At 68.8% G+C, this 19,414-nt stretch carries 17 protein-coding genes; 10 read left to right on the forward strand and 7 right to left on the reverse strand.

Translation table 11 applies throughout. The features are described 5' to 3' along the window. Positions 1 to 2: 2 nt before the first annotated feature. Complete coding sequence (locus AC5Y6Y_RS13035; protein WP_473138968.1) at positions 3 to 806, reverse strand: class I SAM-dependent methyltransferase; 804 nt, start codon at positions 804 to 806, stop codon at positions 3 to 5. 205 nt (positions 807 to 1,011) lie between these two features. Between AC5Y6Y_RS13035 and AC5Y6Y_RS13040 the strand changes: the two genes are divergently transcribed. The 6 genes from AC5Y6Y_RS13040 to AC5Y6Y_RS13065 all read left to right on the forward strand — a co-directional run bounded on the left by AC5Y6Y_RS13040 (position 1,012) and on the right by AC5Y6Y_RS13065 (position 5,561). After that, positions 1,012 to 1,803 (forward strand): electron transfer flavoprotein subunit beta/FixA family protein, encoded by a 792-nt coding sequence (locus tag AC5Y6Y_RS13040; protein ID WP_463827109.1) that lies wholly within the window; start codon positions 1,012 to 1,014, stop codon positions 1,801 to 1,803. A 32-nt stretch (positions 1,804 to 1,835) separates the two neighbouring features. Next, positions 1,836 to 2,792 (forward strand): electron transfer flavoprotein subunit alpha/FixB family protein, encoded by a 957-nt coding sequence (locus AC5Y6Y_RS13045; RefSeq protein ID WP_463827108.1) that lies wholly within the window; start codon positions 1,836 to 1,838, stop codon positions 2,790 to 2,792. A 140-nt stretch (positions 2,793 to 2,932) separates the two neighbouring features. Continuing rightward, complete coding sequence (locus AC5Y6Y_RS13050; RefSeq protein ID WP_463827107.1) at positions 2,933 to 3,784, forward strand: GNAT family N-acetyltransferase; 852 nt, start codon at positions 2,933 to 2,935, stop codon at positions 3,782 to 3,784. Further along, positions 3,781 to 4,629: a lysophospholipid acyltransferase family protein gene (locus AC5Y6Y_RS13055; RefSeq protein ID WP_473138967.1), complete on the forward strand. Its 849-nt coding sequence runs from the start codon at positions 3,781 to 3,783 to the stop codon at positions 4,627 to 4,629. Before AC5Y6Y_RS13050 ends, AC5Y6Y_RS13055 begins: the two co-directional genes overlap by 4 nt. Positions 4,630 to 4,633: 4 nt before the next feature. Beyond that, the gene (locus AC5Y6Y_RS13060; protein ID WP_499917982.1) at positions 4,634 to 5,155 is read left to right on the forward strand and encodes a DUF427 domain-containing protein; all 522 of its coding nucleotides are present in this window, start codon (positions 4,634 to 4,636) and stop codon (positions 5,153 to 5,155) included. Between the two features lie 25 nt (positions 5,156 to 5,180). After that, a complete protein-coding gene (locus tag AC5Y6Y_RS13065; RefSeq protein WP_473138965.1) occupies positions 5,181 to 5,561 on the forward strand; it encodes an SRPBCC family protein in 381 nt (126 codons plus the stop codon). Here the strand turns inward: AC5Y6Y_RS13065 and AC5Y6Y_RS13070 are convergent. Then, complete coding sequence (locus AC5Y6Y_RS13070; RefSeq protein ID WP_473138964.1) at positions 5,558 to 7,063, reverse strand: cryptochrome/photolyase family protein; 1,506 nt, start codon at positions 7,061 to 7,063, stop codon at positions 5,558 to 5,560. The genes AC5Y6Y_RS13065 and AC5Y6Y_RS13070 overlap by 4 nt on opposite strands. 114 nt (positions 7,064 to 7,177) lie before the next feature. On the opposite strand from AC5Y6Y_RS13070, the gene AC5Y6Y_RS13075 reads away from it, so the two are divergent. After that, positions 7,178 to 8,356, forward strand: a complete 1,179-nt coding sequence (locus AC5Y6Y_RS13075) for a cysteine desulfurase family protein (RefSeq protein ID WP_473138963.1) — start codon at positions 7,178 to 7,180, stop codon at positions 8,354 to 8,356. Then, positions 8,356 to 9,438 (forward strand): tRNA 2-thiouridine(34) synthase MnmA, encoded by a 1,083-nt coding sequence (gene mnmA / locus AC5Y6Y_RS13080; protein WP_463827101.1) that lies wholly within the window; start codon positions 8,356 to 8,358, stop codon positions 9,436 to 9,438. Before AC5Y6Y_RS13075 ends, mnmA begins: the two co-directional genes overlap by 1 nt. Before the next feature lie 16 nt (positions 9,439 to 9,454). Here mnmA and AC5Y6Y_RS13085 read toward each other — a convergent pair whose 3' ends face one another. Beyond that, positions 9,455 to 10,072 (reverse strand): sensor domain-containing protein, encoded by a 618-nt coding sequence (locus AC5Y6Y_RS13085; protein ID WP_473138962.1) that lies wholly within the window; start codon positions 10,070 to 10,072, stop codon positions 9,455 to 9,457. 125 nt (positions 10,073 to 10,197) lie between these two features. Here AC5Y6Y_RS13085 and AC5Y6Y_RS13090 point away from each other — a divergent pair, with 125 nt between their 5' ends. Beyond that, complete coding sequence (locus tag AC5Y6Y_RS13090) at positions 10,198 to 11,229, forward strand: uroporphyrinogen decarboxylase/cobalamine-independent methonine synthase family protein (RefSeq protein WP_463827099.1); 1,032 nt, start codon at positions 10,198 to 10,200, stop codon at positions 11,227 to 11,229. Here AC5Y6Y_RS13090 and AC5Y6Y_RS13095 read toward each other — a convergent pair. Further along, positions 11,226 to 11,852 carry a TetR/AcrR family transcriptional regulator gene (locus AC5Y6Y_RS13095; RefSeq protein WP_463827098.1) on the reverse strand — a complete coding sequence of 209 codons (627 nt, stop codon included), beginning with the start codon at positions 11,850 to 11,852 and terminating at the stop codon, positions 11,226 to 11,228. The two genes, AC5Y6Y_RS13090 and AC5Y6Y_RS13095, sit on opposite strands and share 4 nt — an antisense overlap. Positions 11,853 to 11,944: 92 nt before the next feature. Between AC5Y6Y_RS13095 and ligA the strand changes: the two genes are divergently transcribed. Next, positions 11,945 to 14,032, forward strand: coding sequence for an NAD-dependent DNA ligase LigA (gene ligA / locus AC5Y6Y_RS13100; protein WP_473138961.1), 2,088 nt, complete (start codon positions 11,945 to 11,947; stop codon positions 14,030 to 14,032). Positions 14,033 to 14,038: 6 nt separating this feature from the next. Here the strand turns inward: ligA and AC5Y6Y_RS13105 are convergent, their stop codons facing one another. The 3 genes from AC5Y6Y_RS13105 to AC5Y6Y_RS13115 all read right to left on the reverse strand — a co-directional run bounded on the left by AC5Y6Y_RS13105 (position 14,039) and on the right by AC5Y6Y_RS13115 (position 19,330). Then, complete coding sequence (locus AC5Y6Y_RS13105; RefSeq protein WP_463827096.1) at positions 14,039 to 15,874, reverse strand: bifunctional diguanylate cyclase/phosphodiesterase; 1,836 nt, start codon at positions 15,872 to 15,874, stop codon at positions 14,039 to 14,041. Between the two features lie 121 nt (positions 15,875 to 15,995). Further along, a complete protein-coding gene (locus tag AC5Y6Y_RS13110) occupies positions 15,996 to 16,652 on the reverse strand; it encodes an ACT domain-containing protein (RefSeq protein WP_463827095.1) in 657 nt (218 codons plus the stop codon). A 44-nt stretch (positions 16,653 to 16,696) separates the two neighbouring features. Continuing rightward, positions 16,697 to 19,330, reverse strand: coding sequence for a protein kinase domain-containing protein (locus AC5Y6Y_RS13115; RefSeq protein WP_473138960.1), 2,634 nt, complete (start codon positions 19,328 to 19,330; stop codon positions 16,697 to 16,699). Between the last annotated feature and the right edge of the window lie 84 nt (positions 19,331 to 19,414).

Here is a 19,414-nt window from a genome sequence, read left to right on the forward strand (position 1 = left end):
GGTCAACGGCGCACCGCGATTGCCACGAGGTCCAGGCTGGCGTCGATGTCGTGAGATGCGGCGCCGGCCTCGACGAGGTCGAAGTCGGCGGTGGTGACGGCCGCGACGTCGGCCATCAGTTCGGGCGACCAGGGGGCGTCCTTGACCGCCCGGTCGATCTGCGCGTCGATGATGGACCCGCCGTGCCGGGCATCCATCTCCTGCAACCGCGGGCCATGAAAGATCCCGTACTGGCCGACCTCACCGAAGCCGCCGTCCTGCAGCAGTTCGGTGAGCTCATCGGCGTTGAGCTCGCGGGTGTGGAACGGGTTGATCGGGGTGTCGCGGCCGGGGGAGAAGGTGATCCGATTCGGGGTCGAGATCAGCAACAGCCCGGACGGCCGCAGGACCCGCGCACACTCGCGAATGAACTGGCCCTGGTCCCACAGATGCTCGATGACCTGGAAGTTCACCACCACGTCCACCGACTCATCCGGCAGCGGCAACTCGGTGAGGTTGGCCTGCAGCACTTCGACCCGGGGGTATCGGCTGCGCACGTGCGCCACCGCGGCCTCGTCGTAGTCCACCGCGACCACCCGGCGGGCCGACCCCGCGATCAGGTCCGCGCCGTAACCCTCGCCGCAACCGGCCTCCAGCACGTCCTTGCCCGCGCAGCGCGGCGCCAGGCGCTCATAGACCACCTCGTGACGGCGGAACCAGTAGTTCTCGATGTCCAGGTCGGGGATGGTGCGCTCCCCGGTCAGCATCATGACCGGATCGCTCGCGGGCGGACTCCCGGCGGGAAGGTGGGGGACGAATGCGCTCATTGCTAAGGCAGGCTAATGCCTGGCACCCGATTCGCGAACCGGACAGTGGATCCAGCCGAAAGAACGTGCACTACGACCCGCTATGGTGTGAGAGCGGACCGCACAAAGTTACCCACTAGTAACATGCGCTGTGCGGTTGCGGAACACGTGACCCAGGTCTTGCAGCGTCGCTGCCGGACGCCTTCGAGGAGGACGAACCCCACTCATGACGAACATCGTGGTCCTGATCAAGCAGGTCCCAGACACCTGGTCGGAGCGCAAGCTGTCCGACGGCGACTACACGCTGGACCGCGACGCCGCCGACGCAGTCCTGGACGAGATCAACGAACGCGCCGTGGAAGAAGCCCTGCAGATCCGCGAGCGCGAGGGCGGCGAAGGCTCGGTGACCGTGCTAACCGCCGGCCCGGAGCGCGCGACCGAAGCGATCCGCAAAGCCCTGTCGATGGGCGCCGACAAGGCCGTTCACCTCAAGGACGACGGCCTCAAGGGTTCCTGCGTGGTGCAGACAGCATGGGCGCTGGCCCGCGCACTGGGCACCATCGAGGGCACCGAGCTGGTCATCGCCGGCAACGAGGCCACCGACGGCTCGGGCGGCGCCGTGCCCGCCATCATCGCCGAGTACCTGGGCCTGCCGCAGCTCACCCACGTGCGGAAACTCGCCGTCGAGGGCGACAAGGTGACGGCCGAGCGCGAGACCGACGACGGCGTCTTCGCCCTGGAAGCCACCCTGCCGGCGGTGGTCAGCGTGAACGAGAAGATCAACGAGCCGCGCTTCCCGTCCTTCAAGGGCATCATGGCCGCCAAGAAGAAGGAAGTCACCGTGCTCACGCTCGCCGAGATCGGCGTCGAGCCCGACGAGGTGGGCCTGGAGAACGCCGGTTCGACGGTCACGTCGTCCACCCCGAAGCCACCGAAGACCGCCGGTGAGAAAGTCACCGACGAGGGCGAGGGCGGCAACGACATCGTCAAGTACCTGGTCGGTCAAAAGATCATCTGACGCAACTCCACGAAACGAGAGAGCGAAAATTCATGGCTGAAGTATTGGTGCTTGTCGAGCAAGCCGAGGGTGCGCTGAAGAAGGTCACCTCCGAGTTGATCACCGCAGCGCGCGCATTGGGCGAACCGGCCGCCGTCGTCATCGGTGCGCCGGGCACGGCCGAGCCGCTCATCGACGGATTGAAGTCCGCCGGTGCGGAGAAGATCTACGTCGCCGAGTCCGAGGTGGTAGACAACTACCTGATCACGCCGTACGTGGACGTGCTGGCGTCGCTGGCCGAGTCGTCGCAACCGGCCGCGGTACTGGTTTCCTCCAACGCCGACGGCAAAGAGATCGCCGGTCGGCTCGCGGCCCGCATCGGGTCGGGCCTGCTGGTCGACGTGGTCGGCGTGCAGGAGGGCGGCAAAGGCGTGCACTCCATCTTCGGTGGGGCCTACACGGTCGAGTCGCAGGTCAACGGCGACACCCCGGTGATCTCGGTCCGGGCCGGCGCCATCGACGCCGAGCCGTCCGACGGCGCCGGTGAGGTCGTCAATGTGGACGTGCCCGAGCCGGCCGAGAACGCGACGAAGATCACCTCGCGGGAGCCTGCGGTAGCCGGTGACCGGCCGGAGCTCACCGAGGCCACCGTCGTGGTGTCCGGCGGCCGTGGCGTCGGCAGCGAGGAGAACTTCAAGGTCGTCGAGGAACTGGCCGACTCGCTCGGCGCCGCGGTGGGTGCCTCGCGCGCCGCCGTCGACTCCGGCTACTACCCGGGCCAGTTCCAGGTCGGCCAGACCGGCAAGACGGTGTCGCCGCAGCTGTACATCGCCCTGGGCATCTCGGGAGCGATCCAGCACCGGGCCGGCATGCAGACGTCCAAGACCATCGTCGCGGTCAACAAGGACGAAGAAGCGCCGATCTTCGAGATCGCCGACTACGGCGTGGTCGGCGACCTGTTCAAGGTGGCCCCGCAGCTGACCGAGGGAATCAAGGCCCGCAAGGGTTAACACTCCCCTGCGCGAGCAGACGCAGAATCGCCCCGGAACATCCTTTCCGGGGCGATTCTGCGTCTGTTCGTCATCTGACGTGCACCGACCCGTCAGCACGCCGATGCCGATTAGCTGAACGGCTACGCCACGTTGTTGGCATGAGTATCGCTTCTGTCCTCATACCCAGTGAAAAACAACGTGGTCGGGCGGCTTCGACCAGGGCGGGGTCGGCCGCCGGCCCGCACTACTCCCTTTTGCTGTCCACCGATCCCAGCCTCATCGAAGCGGCACAACGGTTGCGTTACGACGTGTTCAGCAGCACCCCGGGCTTCTCGCTACCCGCGGCCTGCGACGGCCGCGACAGTGACCGGTTCGACGAATTCTGCGACCACCTCCTGGTGCGCGACGACGACACCGGCGAACTGGTGGGTTGCTACCGGATGTTGCCACCGGCCGGTGCCATCGCCGCCGGCGGCCTGTACACCGCAACGGAATTCGATGTCCGCGCCTTCGATGCACTGCGTCCGTCGCTGGTCGAGATGGGCCGCGCGGCGGTGCGCGACGGGCACCGCAACGGCGGCGTGGTGCTGCTGATGTGGGCGGGGATTCTGGCCTATCTGGATCGCTGTGACTACGACCACGTCACCGGCTGCGTATCGGTGCCGATCGACACCGACGGCGAGGCGCCCGGCAGCCAGCTTCGCGGCGTGCGTGACTTCGTGCTCGCCCGGCACGCCGCGCAGTACCGGGTTCGGCCGTACCGGCCGGTGCGCATCGACGGCAAAGGGCTCGGCGAGATCACACCGCCGGCCCGCCCGGCGATCCCGGCGCTGATGCGGGGTTACCTGCGCCTGGGCGCCCGGGTCTGCGGCGAGCCCGCCCACGACCCGGACTTCGGCGTCGGGGATTTCTGCGTACTACTGGGCAAAAAGGACGCCGACACCCGCTATCTCAAACGGCTGCGGTCGGTTTCGGCTGTCGCGCAACTGGGCGCGGGGGCCGGCCGGTGACCCAGCTCGCCCCGGCCGGGCACTCCTGGTTGCCCCGCGCATCGTGCGACGCAAGCTGTGTACGTTCGGGTGCTTCCGTTGCGCCACAGTCGATTCGGGTTCGTCTGCGGGTCGCGCTGCGGATCGCGTTGTTGCTGTTGCTGGCGCCGGGCCTGCCGTTGCTGGGCGCGCCGCTACCCGGTCGCACGCATCTGCAGCGCGCCTACTGCCGACTTGCATTGCGCGTCCTCGGCGTGCGAATCACGGTGTCGGGCAGCCCCATCCGAAATCTACGGGGCGTTCTGGTGGTCAGCAGCCACGTGTCCTGGCTGGACATTTTCGCCATCGGTGCGGTGCTGCCCGGCTCGTTCGTGGCCCGGGCCGACATGTTCAGCGGGCCCGCGACCGGCATCGTGGCCCGCATCCTGCAGATCATCCCCATCGAACGGACCAGTCTGCGACGGCTGCCCGGCGTGGTGGACGCCGTGGCGCGCCGGCTGCGGGCCGGTCACACGGTGGTGGCCTTCCCGGAGGGCACCACGTGGTGCGGTCTGGCTTACGGGAGCTTCTACCCGGCGATGTTCCAGGCCGCGATCGACGCCGCCCGTCCGGTGCAGCCGCTGCGGCTGACCTATCACGACATCGACGGCAGCGTGTCGACCGCGCCGGCCTTCGTCGGGAGCGACACCCTGCTGCGATCGGTCTACCGGGTGGTCCAGGTGCGCCGCACGATCGCCAGGGTGCGGGTGGAATCCCTGCAACTGCCGGGTGCGGACCGGCGGGCACTGGCCCGACGGTGCCAGTCCGCGGTACGGGGACCCACCGAGACCGTCGGTCAGGGTCACGGATACGCGCTGACGGCGTAGTCGCATGGACAATGGGGCGATGGTGCTGAGTCGTTGGCCGCAGCCCGATCCTGCGGGACCCGGACAGGAATCGGTGTGGGACTATCCGCGGCCGCCGCGGCTGGACGTTTTCACCGGTTCGATAACCATCGAACTGGGTGGTCAGACCATCGCCAGGGCAACCCGTTCGTGGCGGGTGTTGGAGACCAGTCACCCGCCGACGTACTACCTGCCCCGCGAGGCCTTCGTCGAGGGCGCGCTACATCCGGCCCCCGGGGCGTCCTGGTGCGAATGGAAGGGCCGGGCCAGCTACTTCGACCTGGTGACCGCCCAACGGCAGGCACCGGGCGCGGCATGGACCTACGAGCGGCCGACAGCGCCGTTCGCCGAGATCGCGCACGCGATCGCGGTGCTGGCGGCCCGGGTGGACCGGTGCACGGTGGACGGCGAGAAGGTGACTCCGCAACCCGGCGGCTTCTACGGCGGCTGGATCACCAGCCGGATTGCCGGTCCGTTCAAGGGCATTGCGGGATCGAGCGGTTGGTAGCCGCGCAGCGGGGAAACCCCTGCAGATGCTCAGCGTGCACCGAACCATATCCGCGTCGCCCGAGGCGGCCTGGCAGCTCCTGGTCGATCTGGACGCATGGCCCAAATGGGGGCCTTCGATCAGCGGCGCCGAACTGGACCCGCTGTACTCCGAGCTCGCGCTGGGAGCAACGGGTGTGGTTCAGACATCGCTGCTGGTGCGAGTGCCGTTCCTGATCACCGAGTTCCAGCCGGGCAGATTCTGGGCGTGGAAGGTCGCCGGTATCCCCGCGACGTCACACCGCGTCGACCCGACCGAGGGCGGAGCGCGGGTCACATTCAGCGCGCCGTGGTGGGCGTCGGCCTACCTGACGGTGTGTGCGCTGGCGCTGCATCGCATCGAAAAGTTGCTACTGGCCGCCAATTAAGGTGGGCGATTGCCCATTGCACGCTGCTGGGCCAGTACTTCGTCGAGATCCTTGAGCCGGCCCAGGCCGGCCAGCGGCTGCTTCATCCGGTGGTTGCCCTGCAGCGCTTCGCTATTCCGGGACAGGAACGACCAATACCCGGCAGTGAACGGGCAGGCGTCGTCGCCGACGCGGACACCGGGACGATACCGGCAGCCACCGCAATAGTCGCTCATCCGGTTGATGTATGCCCCGCCCGCGGCGTACGGCTTGGTCGCCATCAACCCGCCGTCCGCGTGCAATGACATGCCAACGACATTGGCGACCATCACCCAGTCGTAGCCGTCGACGAAACAACGGTGAAACCAGTCGGTGACCGCACTCGGGTGCCAACCCCGTTGCAGCGCATAGTTGGACAGCACCATCAGCCTCGGGATGTGGTGCACCCAGCCGTGGTCGCGGACCTGGGCCAGTACGTCCCTGAGGCAGTGCGCTTCGACGGCGTCGGCGTCCAATTCGGCGAACCAGTCCGGGAGAGCGGCGTGGGCCTGTAATGCGTTGCGGCGGCGGTAATTTCGGCCGAAATGCCAATAGACGTGCCAGATGTAGTCACGCCAGCCGATGAGTTGGCGGATGTAACCCTCCACGCTTGCCAACGGCGCAGTGCCGTCCCGGTAGGCGTCCTCGGCGGCATAGGCGCACTGCAGCGGATCCAGCAGGCCCAGGTTCATCGGGGCCGAGAGCAGGCTGTGCGCCATGAAACGGTCACCGGCGAGCATGGCGTCTTCGTGCGGACCGAAGTGCGGCAACCGATCCCGGAGGAACACCTCGAGCGACTGCTGGGCTTCGGTTGCGGTGACGGCGAATTCGCGGGGGCCGTCGGATCCGACGAACGCGACCTCGCCGTCGCGTTCCCAGCGGTCCAGATCCGCGCGGACCTGTTCGTCGATCTCGTCCTCGTCGGGCCGCCACGGGGCGGGCACCCCCAGGGCTGGTTCGTTCTTCGGCGCGGGCTCCCGATTGTCGGCATCGAAGTTCCATCGACCGGTGACCGGTTCGTCGCCGTCCATCAGCAGATCGAACCGGCGGCGCGCGCTGCGGTAGAAGTTCTCCAGCCGCAGCGTGCGCTGCCCGCCCGCCCACCGTTCGAACTGGTCGCCGGTGGTGCAGAAGCCGCGGGCCGGCAACACCTCGACCGACGGCAGCGAACGCACGAATCGGTCCGCGGCCCACGACGTGGGCTGGCACACGCTGAGCGGGCCGTCAACCTGTGCGAGGGCTTCACGGTAGGTGCGGGTCTGCAGGAACACGGCCTGCCCGCCGAGTTCGGCGGCGCGATGCCGCAGCGCGGAGAGCACCAGATGGGCCTTGCGGCGATGGAAACGCCGTCGTTCGAACACCGCCCTGGACTCGATCAGCAGCGCGAGCTGATCGGGTCTGTCGAGGAAGTGCGGGCCGAGTTGGTCGGCAAAACACCAGCGCCGGGTTTCCCGGGCGGAGTCAGCCTCGGATCGGTCGGTCACGGAAGTTCGGGTTGCGCGGGCGGGGCTGGGCTGGGCACTTCTTCACCCTACGGCCGGCTGCGGCCGCTGCGGCCTGCGTCGTCGCCCGGACAGGCCGGTATCGTAAGCCGGGTCATGGTCTACCTCGATCACGCCGCCACCACCCCGATGCACCCCGCCGCCATCGAGGCGATGACGGCCGTCCTGGGCACCGTCGGCAACGCCGCGTCGCTGCACACCGCGGGCCGGGCGGCGCGCCGCCGGGTCGAAGAGTCCCGTGAGCTGGTTGCCGACAAGCTGGGCGCGCGTCCCTCCGAAGTATTGTTCACCGCCGGCGGGACCGAAAGCGACAACCTGGCCGTCAAGGGGATCTTCTGGGCCCGCCGCGACGCGGAGCCGGGCCGGCGGCGCATCATCACCACCGAGGTCGAACACCACGCGGTGCTGGACTCGGTGAACTGGCTGGCCGAGCACGAAGGCGCCGAAGTGAGCTGGCTGCCGACCGCGCCCGACGGCTCGGTGTCCGCCGCCGATCTGCGCGCGGAGCTAGAGACCCACGAAGACGTGGCGCTGGTATCGGTGATGTGGGCCAACAACGAGGTCGGCACGGTCATGCCGGTCGCCGAGCTGGCCGCGGTCGCCGCCGAATTCGGCGTTCCCATGCACAGCGACGCTGTCCAGGCCGTCGGCCAGTTGCCGGTCGATTTCGCGGCCAGCGGCTTGTCGGCGATGAGCGTGGCCGCGCACAAGTTCGCCGGCCCGCCGGGGATGGGTGCGCTGCTGCTGCGGCGCGACGTCAGTTGTGTGCCGCAATTGCATGGCGGCGGTCAAGAGCGCGATATCCGTTCCGGCACACCGGATGTCGCGGGGGCGGTCGGAATGGCCACCGCCGCCCGCCTCGCCGTGGACGGACTGCAAGCCAATAGCGCGAGGCTGCGCGCATTGCGCGATCGCCTGGTAACGGGTGTGCTCGCCGAGATCGACGACGTCCACCTCAACGGCGCCCTCGATCCGCTGCGACTGCCGGGCAATGCGCACTTCACCTTTCGCGGGTGTGAAGGCGACGCATTGCTGATGCTGTTGGACGCCAACGGAATCGAATGCTCGACGGGGTCGGCCTGCACGGCCGGTGTCGCGCAGCCCTCGCACGTGTTGCTCGCGATGGGCGCCGATCCGGCCAGTGCCCGTGGGTCGTTGCGACTGTCGTTGGGGCACAGCAGCGTCGACGCTGACGTCGATGCCGCGCTGCAGGTGCTGCCCGCCGCGGTGGCGCGGGCGCGCCGGGCGGCTTTGGCCGCAGCGGGGCTTTCGTAATGAAGGTCCTCGCCGCAATGAGCGGTGGCGTCGACTCCTCGGTCGCCGCCGCCCGCATGGTCGATGCCGGACATGACGTCGTGGGCGTGCATCTGGCGCTGTCAACCGCGCCGGGCGCCCTGCGCACCGGATCCCGGGGCTGCTGTTCCAAGGAAGACGCCGCCGATGCGCGCCGGGTGGCCGATGTACTCGGAATACCGTTCTACGTCTGGGATTTCGCCGAGAAGTTCCAGGCGGATGTGATCGACGATTTCGTGGCGTCCTACGCCCGCGGGGAAACTCCGAATCCCTGCGTGCGGTGCAATCAGCAGATCAAGTTCTCGGCACTGTCGGCGCGTGCATTGGCACTCGGCTTCGACACGGTTGTCACCGGGCATTACGCGCGACTCGCCGACGGCCGACTGTGCCGCGCTGTCGACCGCGCCAAGGACCAGTCCTATGTGCTGGCCGTGCTCAGTGCCGCGCAATTGCGGCACGCGGCGTTTCCGATCGGCGACACCCCCAAGGCGCAGATCCGCGCCGAGGCATCGCGCCGTGGCCTGGCCGTCGCCGACAAACCGGACAGTCACGACATCTGTTTCATCCCGTCCGGCAACACCCAGGCGTTCCTGGGCGCCCGGATCGGCGTCCGTCCGGGCAGCGTGGTGGACCAGCACGGGACCGTAGTGGCCGAGCACGACGGCGTGCACGGGTTCACCATCGGGCAGCGCAAGGGGCTGGGCATCGCCGGACCCGGCCCGGACGGCCGGCCGCGGTATGTGACGGCCATCGACGCCGACACTGCGACGGTGCACGTCGGCAACGTGGCCGACCTCGACGTGCTGGCAGTGACCGGCCGGGAGCCGGTCTTCACCGGCGGCCACCCGCCGTCCGGCCCGATCGAGTGCGAGGTCCAGGTCCGGGCACACGGTGAAATCACCAGTGCGGTAGCAGAATTGGTGGACGACGAACTCGTCGTGCAGTTGCGTGCCCCGTTGCGCGGGGTGGCGCGCGGGCAGACCCTGGTGCTTTACCGTCCCGACCCCGACGGCGACGAGGTGATCGGCAGCGCGACTATCGCGGCTACGTCCCGGGGGTCGTGATCGGGCGGCCGGATGGTCAGCCGGGCACGTTGGCAGCGATGTTCGTCAGCACGATCTCCGACACCGATTCCGGGAAGCCGCAGAAGGTGACTTCCAGCAACGCCACCGAGAGCACCCGGTAGTCACGGCCGCAGTTGCCCGGCCGCATCCGCAGCGAGTCGGCACCGGCCTTCCACTCGTCGACGAGCAGCCAGCCCATCGAACTGGCCGCGCAACTGTCGACGGTGGCCACCAACGCGTCGAACGCGCGTCGGGCGGTGTCGGTGTCGGTGTAGCTCGCCGCGCCCTCCGAGATCAACCGGCCCTGTGGCGGGTCCTGAAACGTCGTCTTGTGAAACGCCTTCACTCCCGGGCCGAAGGTGGCGGTCTCGGCGAACACGAAGCGGCACTCCGGCGGTGCGGTGGCAGCGAGGCTGTCGACGTCGACGGGGTATCTGCCGTCCATCGACGGGATGATCGTCAGATGCTCACCCGCGCCGGTGATGGCGCGCATCCGCGACTGGTCCAGCAGCACCGCGCCCGCGTCGAGCACCCCGACCGGGACGGCGCCGAACTTGGGCAACGCTTCGCCGGCCACCACCCGGGTACACGCGGCGGTCAGCAACAGCGCGCAACACCACAGCAGTCTGGCCATCTGCCACCCTTCTGCGCCAAACCTACCCGCGCGCCGCCTGTTGCCGACGGAAAATCGTGACCCGTGCAACGCACTAAACACCCCTGCCAGCCGGTGCGCAAAGTGAAGTCGAATACGGTTGGCCGGTGAGTGTTTTCGCGGACCTGCCGGTCAAGGCCACCGGGATCGGCTCCTGGCCCGGGACTGTCGCGCGCCGGGCCGCAGAGGTCGTCGTCGGCGAACTGGCGGGTGCGATGGCCCATCTGACCGAGTTGCCCGGCAGGGGAGTGGGTGCCGACCTGATCGGACGCGCGGGCGCGCTGCTGGTCGACGTTGCCGTCGACACGGTGCCGCGCGGCTACCGCGTGGTGGCGCGCCCGGGCGCGGTGACGCGCCGCGCGATCAGCCTGCTGGACGAGGACATGGATGCGCTGGAGGAGGCCTGGGAGACAGCAGGTCTGCGTGGCGGCGACCGGGTGGTCAAAGTGCAGGCTCCGGGACCGGTCACGCTGGCCGCCGGGCTGGAGCTCAGCAACGGCCACCGCGCGATCACCGATCCCGGCGCACTACGGGACCTGGCCGCTTCGTTGGCCGAGGGCGTAGCCCGCCATCGCGCGACGCTGGCGCGCCGCCTCGACACGCCGGTGGTGGTCCAGTTCGACGAACCGACGCTGCCGACCGCACTGGGCGGGGGCCTGACCGGGGTGACGGCACTGAGTCCGGTCCGCCCGCTCGACGAAACTGTTGCCGCCGACCTGCTGAACACCTGCGTGCAGGCGGTCGGCGGGGACGCGCTGCTGCACAGCTGTGCCCCGGACCTGCCTTGGAATCTGTTGCAGCGCAGTCAGTTCAGCGCGGTGTCGGTGGATGTCGGCACGCTCAAGGCCGCCGACTTGGACGCCATCGCGGCCTTGGTCGACTCGGGTCGTGGCATCCTGCTGGGCGTGGTTCCCGCTGCCGCCCCGGAGCGGCGGCCGTCCGCCGAGGAGGTCGCGGTCGCCCTGGTCGGCGTGGTCGACCGGCTCGGGTTCGGGCGTGCGGCCTTGCGGGACCGGGTGGGCGTCACTCCGGCTTGCGGCCTGGCGGACGCCACGTCGGAGTGGGCGCGCACTGCCATTGAGCTTGCTCGCCGGGCCGCTGAAGCGTTCGCCGACGATCCCGACCAGATCGGCGACTAGCGGCAGACCGGCATCAGGATCGGCAGCAGGACGCTGCGGGCGATCGAGCGTAGATAGTGGTCGTCCATCTCGCGATCCGGTGGGGCGTTGGACATCGAGTGCGCCAGCCGAATCATGGCGAGCGCGGCGGCGTCCAGGCTGGCCGCGGTGTACGCGGACGCGTCCGGCGCCTCTGCGAGTGCTCTGCGGGTGACTTCGGTCGCGTATTCCAGCAGCCGGCCCGCGTCGGGACCTACCAGGAATGCCATCGCCGCCACCGGGTCGCGGTCGAGCAGCGCCTGCAGGATGTGCTGTTCGCGGCGACGGGAGACGCCGGCGACGAAACCTTCCTCGACTCGGGCGCGGAGGGTGTCCCCGGCGATGCGCTGGCCCACGTTGGCCAGGTAACGCCGCGCCTCGCGAACCATCACCGCGTCGGCCAGCGAAGCCTTGGTGAACTTCTGCGTCACGGTCCTGGGGTCGACACCGAGTCGTCTGGCCACGCTGTCGATGCTCGACCGATGGATGCCGAAGTCCATGTACTCCGCCAGCGCTGCGTCGAGGATGCGGTCTTCGAGATCGTCGCCCGCCACCGGCCTGCCGGCCTCGGCTGCCGCCCGGGTCGGTGGGCGTCGCGGTGCCATCGTCAAACTGTAGTCGGACCGTCCGAGGACCTGTCCAGCTGCGGCGGTCTGTTGCCGGGCGACGTGTCGGAGCGCTCGGTTAGCCTGCGAGAGTGAGCTCCTCAGCAGCCGACCAGACTGCCCCCGAAATCCTGCGGCAGTGGCAGGACCTGGCTGAGGAGGTCCGTGAACACCAGTTCCGGTACTACGTGCGCGACGCGCCGATCATCACCGACGCGGAGTTCGACGTGTTGTTGCGCAAGCTGGAAGCGCTCGAGACCGAGCATCCCGAGCTGCGTACTCCCGATTCGCCCACCCAGCTGGTCGGCGGCGCCGGATTCGCCACCGACTTCGAAGCCGCCGAGCACCTGGAACGGATGCTCAGCCTCGACAATGCGTTCAGCAGCGAGGAACTGGCCGCTTGGGCCGCCCGCGTGCACGCCGAGGTCGGCGACGCGGCGCACTACCTGTGTGAGCTCAAGATCGACGGCGTGGCCTTGTCGCTGGTCTACCGCAACGGCCGGTTGACCCGCGCGGCGACCCGGGGTGACGGGCGCACCGGCGAAGACGTCACCAACAACGCACGCACCATCGACGACGTCCCGCACCGGCTCACCGCCGACGATCGTTACCCGGTCCCCGACGTGCTCGAAGTACGCGGTGAGGTGTTCTTCCAGGTGGATGATTTCCAGGCGCTCAACGCCAGCCTCGTCGAAAACGGCAAGCCGCCGTTCGCCAATCCGCGCAACAGCGCGGCGGGATCGTTGCGCCAGAAGGATCCGGCCGTCACCGCGCGCCGCAAGCTGCGGATGATCTGCCACGGCCTGGGCCACACCGAAGGCTTCCGCCCGCCCACCCAGCACGACGCGTACCTGGCGCTCAAGGCATGGGGACTGCCGGTGTCGGACCACACCGCGCTGGTCGACGACCTCGACGGCGTGCAAGAGCGCGTCGACTACTGGGGTGAGCACCGGCACGAGGTGGCCCACGAGATCGACGGCGTCGTCATCAAGGTTGACGAAGTGGCCCTGCAGCGGCGGCTGGGCGCCACGTCGCGGGCTCCGCGCTGGGCGATCGCCTATAAATATCCGCCCGAGGAAGCTCAGACCAAGCTGCTCGACATCCGGGTCAATGTGGGCCGCACCGGGCGGGTGACGCCGTTCGCCTGGATGACACCGGTCAAGGTCGCCGGTTCGACGGTGTCCCAGGCGACCCTGCACAACGGCTCGGAGGTCAAACGCAAGGGTGTGCTGATCGGTGACACCGTGGTGATCCGCAAAGCCGGCGACGTCATCCCCGAGGTGCTGGGCCCCGTGGTCGATCTGCGGGACGGCTCCGAGCGCGAATTCCTCATGCCCACAACGTGTCCCGAATGCGGAACCACGCTGGCGCCAGCCAAGGAAGGCGACGCCGACATCCGGTGCCCCAACACCCAGCGTTGCCCGGCGCAGTTGCGGGAGCGGATCTTTCACGTCGCCAGCCGCAACGCCCTGGACATCGAAGGGCTGGGCTACGAAGCGGGTGTGGCGTTGCTGGGGGCGCATGTGGTCGACAGTGAGGGCGACCTGTTCGATCTCACCGAAGAGGACCTGCTGCGCACCGACTTGTTCCGTACCAAAGCCGGCGGTCTGTCGGCCAATGGCAAACGGCTGCTGGCCAATCTGGACAAGGCCAAGGCCGCGCCGTTGTGGCGGGTGTTGGTGGCGCTGTCGATCCGGCATGTCGGTCCGACCGCGGCTCGCGCCCTGGCCACTGAGTTCGGCAGCCTGGACGAGATCGTCGCCGCGTCCACCGAGCAACTCGCCGCGGTGGAGGGGGTGGGGCCCACCATCGCGGCCGCGGTCACCGAGTGGTTCACCGTCGACTGGCATCGCGAGATCGTCGAGAAATGGCGGGCGGCCGGGGTGCGGCTGGCCGACGAGCGCGACGACAGTGTGCCGCGCAATCTGGTGGGGCTCACCATCGTCGTCACCGGTTCGCTGACCGGTTTCTCGCGCGACGAGGCCAAGGAAGCCATCGTGTCCCGCGGCGGCAAGGCGGCCGGCTCGGTGTCGAAGAAGACTTCCTACGTGGTCGCCGGCGACGCGCCCGGGTCGAAGTACGACAAGGCCGTCGAACTCGGGGTGCCCCTGCTCGACGAGGACGGTTTCCGAAAGTTGCTGGCTGAGGGGCCGGCCGTCGAGGAAGGCGGCGCCGACTGAACGCACTCAGAAATCGGTGCGCACCGAGCCCACGGTCAGCAGTCGCTGGGTGGCCGCCGCGGTCAGCGGCGGGCTGAACAGGAAGCCCTGGGCGCGGAAGCAGCCCAGATCGAGCAGGGCTCGGGCCGCGCCTGCGGTCTCGACGCCCTCGGCGACGACGTTGAGGTCCAGCGCCTGAGCGAGGCCGAGGACCGCGCGCACGATCGCCAGATCGTCGCTGTTGGTCTCCAGATCGTGAACGAACCCCCGGTCGATTTTCAACGTGCTCACCGGCAGCGTTCTGAGCAGGCCCATCCCGCTGAACCCGGTGCCGAAGTCGTCGATGGCGATGTCGATCCCCATGTCGGTGAGCCCGCTCAGCACTGTTCTCGTGCTGACCAGGTCTCTGATCAGCATGCTCTCGGTGATCTCCAGGCCGATCGCGGTGCCGTCGAGTCCGCACCGGCTGATCGCGCGGTCCACCGCGCGCACCAGGTCGTGCGCCACCAGCTGGGCCGGCGAGACATTGACACGCAGCATGGTGGCGGCCCCCACCCCGGCCGCCCGCCAGCGCGCCATGTCGGCGCACGCGGCGTTGAGCACCCACTCACCGAGTTGCCCGGCCAGGTTCAACGATTCCGCGACCGGAATGAACAGGTCGGGCAACAGCAGCCCCCGCGTCGGGTGCTGCCAGCGCACCAACGCCTCCACCGCCAGGATGTTGCCCGTCACCATGTGAACTTCAGGCAGGTAGACGACGGTCAGTGCGCCGGTTTCGATGGCGTGCTGCAGATGCAATTCCATCTCGGCGCGCAACTCCCGCCGGCTGAGCATCTCGGGGGAGAAGACGCCGATCCGCTCCCCGGACGCCTTGGCTGCCGACAGCGCCTCGTCGGCGTACCGCAGCAAACTCAGGCTGGAATCTTTGCCGGGCGTACCGAATGCAACGCCGACGCTGACGGTGCGATTGAGAATCTCGCCGTCCACCCGCACGTGGTCGGTGAGCCGAACACTGAGGTCCTCCGCCAGCCGTCGCGCCTGCGCCAGGTCCATCGTCGCCGTGGGCACCACCACGAAGTCGTCACCTCCGACCCGGGCGATCAGGCCCCGACCCTGCAACGCCGCCCGGGTCTCGGTCGCGAAATCGCGGATGAACTGGTCCCCGGCCGCGCGGCCCAGATAGTCGTTGATGGCTTTGAGCCGGTCGAGATTGAAGGACAGCACCGCCACCGGTCCGTCATCGCCGGCCAGCCGCCCGTCGAGGTGCGCCAGCAGACTCTGCCGGTTGGGCAGCGCTGTCAGGTCGTCGTGCGCGGCCTGGTAGGTCAACCGGTCTTCGACGGTTATCCGGGCTTGGACCTGGGAGAACATTGTGGCGATGATGGTCATCGCATTGATCTCGTCGTCGTCCCACCGGCGGTCGCCCAGTTTCACAAAACCGAGCACGCCGGTGGTGACGTCACCGGACAACAACGGGAAGCACGCCGCCGAGACAGCCGGTATGCCGGTGGCCTCCGCGACGATTCGCCGGTATACGTCGCTCTGGGCGTCAGGCCGCAGCAGCACCGGCTTCTTGGCGTTTTCCGCCATCGCGAAAATCGGGTCGGCGTCGGCGAAGTAGATGGTGTGCAGCGGGTCCGGATCCGGGATGTTCGGCCGCTGCGGCCATTCGGCCACCAACACCGTCGCATGAATGCTGTGGTCGTTGTGCCGCAGGAAACTCACGTCGACATCGAGGAAACTCACCAGGTCGGCCAGCACCTCGGTGCTGATCTGCGCGGCGTTGCCGGTGGTCGCACCCAGGAGTTTGGTGGCGACCGCGGTGATGATCGCGTTCAGACTGAGAGGAGCGGAGCTGTCCATCGGTTCCTTGCCGCGTTGCCTGTCGCACAGTTCGCTGCGCTTGCAGCAAAGTCTCGCCCCGCCTGGATGGGAACCTCAATATAGCGCCACAGCGCGACCAGGACGACCGAGTCGCAGGTCGTCAGCGCAACATCGTCGCGACAATGCCTGCGAGGTAGCCCAGCCGAGCTACCTCCGACGGGCGAAACTCCGGGCCCGGCCGGCCCAGCACCACCGCCGTCTGCGGGTCACCCAACGGCGCGGCGGCCATGGTGGTGTCCAGGTCCCGCCAGGCCGGCGGGACCCAGTCGGCGCCACCGTCCAGCGCCGCGGCGCGCTCGATCGGCAACCAGGGAGCAGCGTCGGCGCGGGTCTCCGGCGCTCCGGCGCTGGCGGCCAGTCGTTGCAGCTTGCCCTGTGTGCTGCGCAACACCGTGCACCAGCCCACCCGCAGGATTCGGGGAGCGTGATCGGCCAGCACCTGCAGTTTTGCCTCCGGGCCACCGGCCGCGGCCACCAAGTCGAGAAGTTCCAGCTCGCGGTGCGCCTCCAGCAGTCCGGTATGCGGGCGGACGCTGTCCACCCGCACCCCGGGCAGCGCTTCGGCGGCGGTGATCAGCGTGTCCGGCATGGATCCCGCCGGCAGCTCGATCACCAGATCGTCGATGGCATACCCCGAACTGCGCTCCACCACGTCCAACGACAGGATGTCGGCCCCCACCGAACCGAGCGCAACCGCGAGCGACCCCAGACTGCCTGGTCGGTCGATCAACTCGATGCGCAACAGATACGACGGCACGGCCAACACTGTTGCACAGCCGAGCCGCGAGGGCATGTCGGCTCTCAGCTGAAGCGCATCGCTGCGCGCAGCGCCGCCGCGAGGTGGCTGGCCGTCGGGATGCTGATGTGCGGAGCGTCGGTCACGGCGTCGTCGATCACGGCCGCGAGTCGCGGCGGCACCTCGAGGTTCAGCCGGCGGATCGGCGTAGCTGTCGTGCTCATCACGACCTCGGCGGGATCTCTGCTGTCCGAAGGCTGCCGGGGCGCCGCGCCGGACAGCATGTAGTACAGGCAGGCGCCCATCCGCCAGGTGTCGACGTCCCGGGCCGCCCGGTCGGGTCGGACCACCTGCGGCCGCGGGGTGAACTCCGGGTCCGGCGGTGTCGGCGTGGCGAAGCCGAAGTCGGCGATCTTGGTCACCGGATGCGGGCCGGTCCAGGTCAGCAGCAGGCTGGCCGGGGTGATGTTGCGGTGCATGACGCCCATCGAGCCGTCGCTACGCATGAAGCTGTGCGCCGCGTCGATCCCGTCCAGGCACGGCAGGACCACTGACATCGCCTGGCGGACTGAGAGCCGGCCCAGCCGCCGGACGAGTCCCTGCACCGTGTCACCCGGGCAGTATTCCGAGACGACCAGCAGGAACTCGCCGACCGGTATGACTTCCTGCAGGGCGACGACGTTGGGGTTGCGCAAGCCCGACAGGTCCGCCAATGGCGCCGACCGCCGGGCCTCGTCGGGGGCTACCGCGGTCTTCGCCACCACGCGCAACACGCAGATGTCCCCGGTGACCTGCTTGCGGGCGCGAAACACCTGGCCGGGTCCGCCGCCCCGGTCCAGCGTCTCCAGCAACACGAAACCGGCGACGATCACCGGCTCGTCCGAGGCGCCCTGCAGGCGTCGAACCAACTCGCCCGGCAATCCCTGCCGTCGGCAGCTCTCGCACAACAACTCGTCGGCCTGCGACCGGCCGCTGTCGACGACAACGCCGTGGCCGCACACGCCACAGCCCGGCAGCTGCAGCGGGACGGTGACCGCGGAGATCTCCGCGGTAGGAAGCGGGATGGCTTCCTCCATCGTCGGCGCTGCCACCGACTCCAGCGCTGCGCGGGCAGCCGCCGCCAGCTCTCCCGCGCTCTGGTAGCGCTGCCGCGGGTCTTTTGCCATGCCGCGCGCGATCACCGCATCGAAGGTGCGCGGCACCCACGTGTTCACCTCGCTGGGTCTGGGCGCGTCGTTGGCGAGCAGTCCACGGATCTGCTCTGCGGCGCTGCCGCCGAACGGCGACACACCCGTGAGGCACGCATACAGGATGCACGCCAGCGAATACCGGTCCCCGGCATTGGTGCGGTCGCCGGTCTGGAAGCGTTCCGGAGCCAGATACCCGAAGACAGGCGGTTCGGTGTCGAGGGGACTCGAGTCGGGATCGTCGTCCTGCAATACCGGTTCGCACAGCAGGTAAGCCAGGTGGTGTCGGCTCACCAGAATCCGATCCGGCACTACCGCTCCCGGTAGCGGCACCGCGCCGTGCACCGCGTCGAGCGCACCCGCGATGTGGCTGACGACCTGCACGGCCCGCGACGGGCTCAGCGGTCCGTACCGATCCAGCAACGTGCCCAGCGCCACGCCTTCGATGTAGGGCAGCTGCACGTAGAACTGGCCGTCGACCTCACCGACGTGATCGACCAGCACCAGCTGTGGCTCCCCGAGCGGCCGCAGCACCAGCGTCGCCATGCTCACCTCGCGCTTCACCCGACGCACCAGGGGATCGTCGGCATCGCGTGCCCTGAACATCTGCACCGCAACCCGCGCCGAGGTGGTGGTGTCCTCGGCCTCGTAACACGCATGGCGCCGGCCCGGCAGTCGCCGCAGCAACCGATACTGCCCGAACTGTGCCGGCGGCTCGTCGACGTGCGGTTCGACCAGTGCGTCGCGGATCGCGTGGGCCAGATGTGTCGCAGTGGCGAAGCGATCCGCGGGATCCCGGGACATGCCCCGATTCACCACGTCGTCGACGCCCGTGGGCAGGCTCGCTAGCAGCTGGCTGGGCGTCGCAGTGCCGGCCCGGTCGGCGGGCGCGCCGGTCAGGCAGGCATACGCCACCGCGGCCAGGGCGTAGACATGGGCGCGCTCGGACAGCCCGTTGCCGGTGAACTGTTCAGGGGGCCAACCGATCCGGGCATCGGCGAGCGTGTGGCCCGGGTCCAGAACGTCGTCGTACGCCTCGCATTGCGCAAGGAAATCGCGGTAACCGAGACCCAGCAGATACGCCGAACCGTCGTCCCCGACCAGGATGTTCTGCGGTGCGATCCCGGTGTGGATCAGACCGGCCCGGTGCGCGGCCTCCAGTGCCGCGGCGAGCTGATCCACCAGGTCGGCTGCTGCCGCCGGTTCGAGTGGACCGTCGCGGTCCAGCAGGGTCTGCAGATCGCTACCGGCCAGCAGCGGCATCTGCAGGTAGAACCGGCCGTCGAGTTCGCCCCACTCGTCGACGGGAACGAGATGAGGTTCGTCGCGCAGCTGCACCGTGATGGTCATGTCCTGGCGCAACTGCGCGCGCAGCGTGTCGGGCGCGCGGCGCGTCGGCAGGATCTTCAGGGCGACCCGCTGCCCGCTGATCGTGTTCTCGGCCTCGTACACTTCGCAGCGCGACCGGGCCAGTGGCCGGAGCAGGCGGTAATGCCCGAGGTCTGTTCGCACGACTATCGATCCGATGCTCGGTGTGATCCATGACGAGGGTAACGCCGTAGCCGCGTCCTCCGGCTGCTCAACATCCCGTGCCGG

The sequence above is a fragment of the Mycobacterium sp. NGS24 genome (assembly GCF_059813065.1).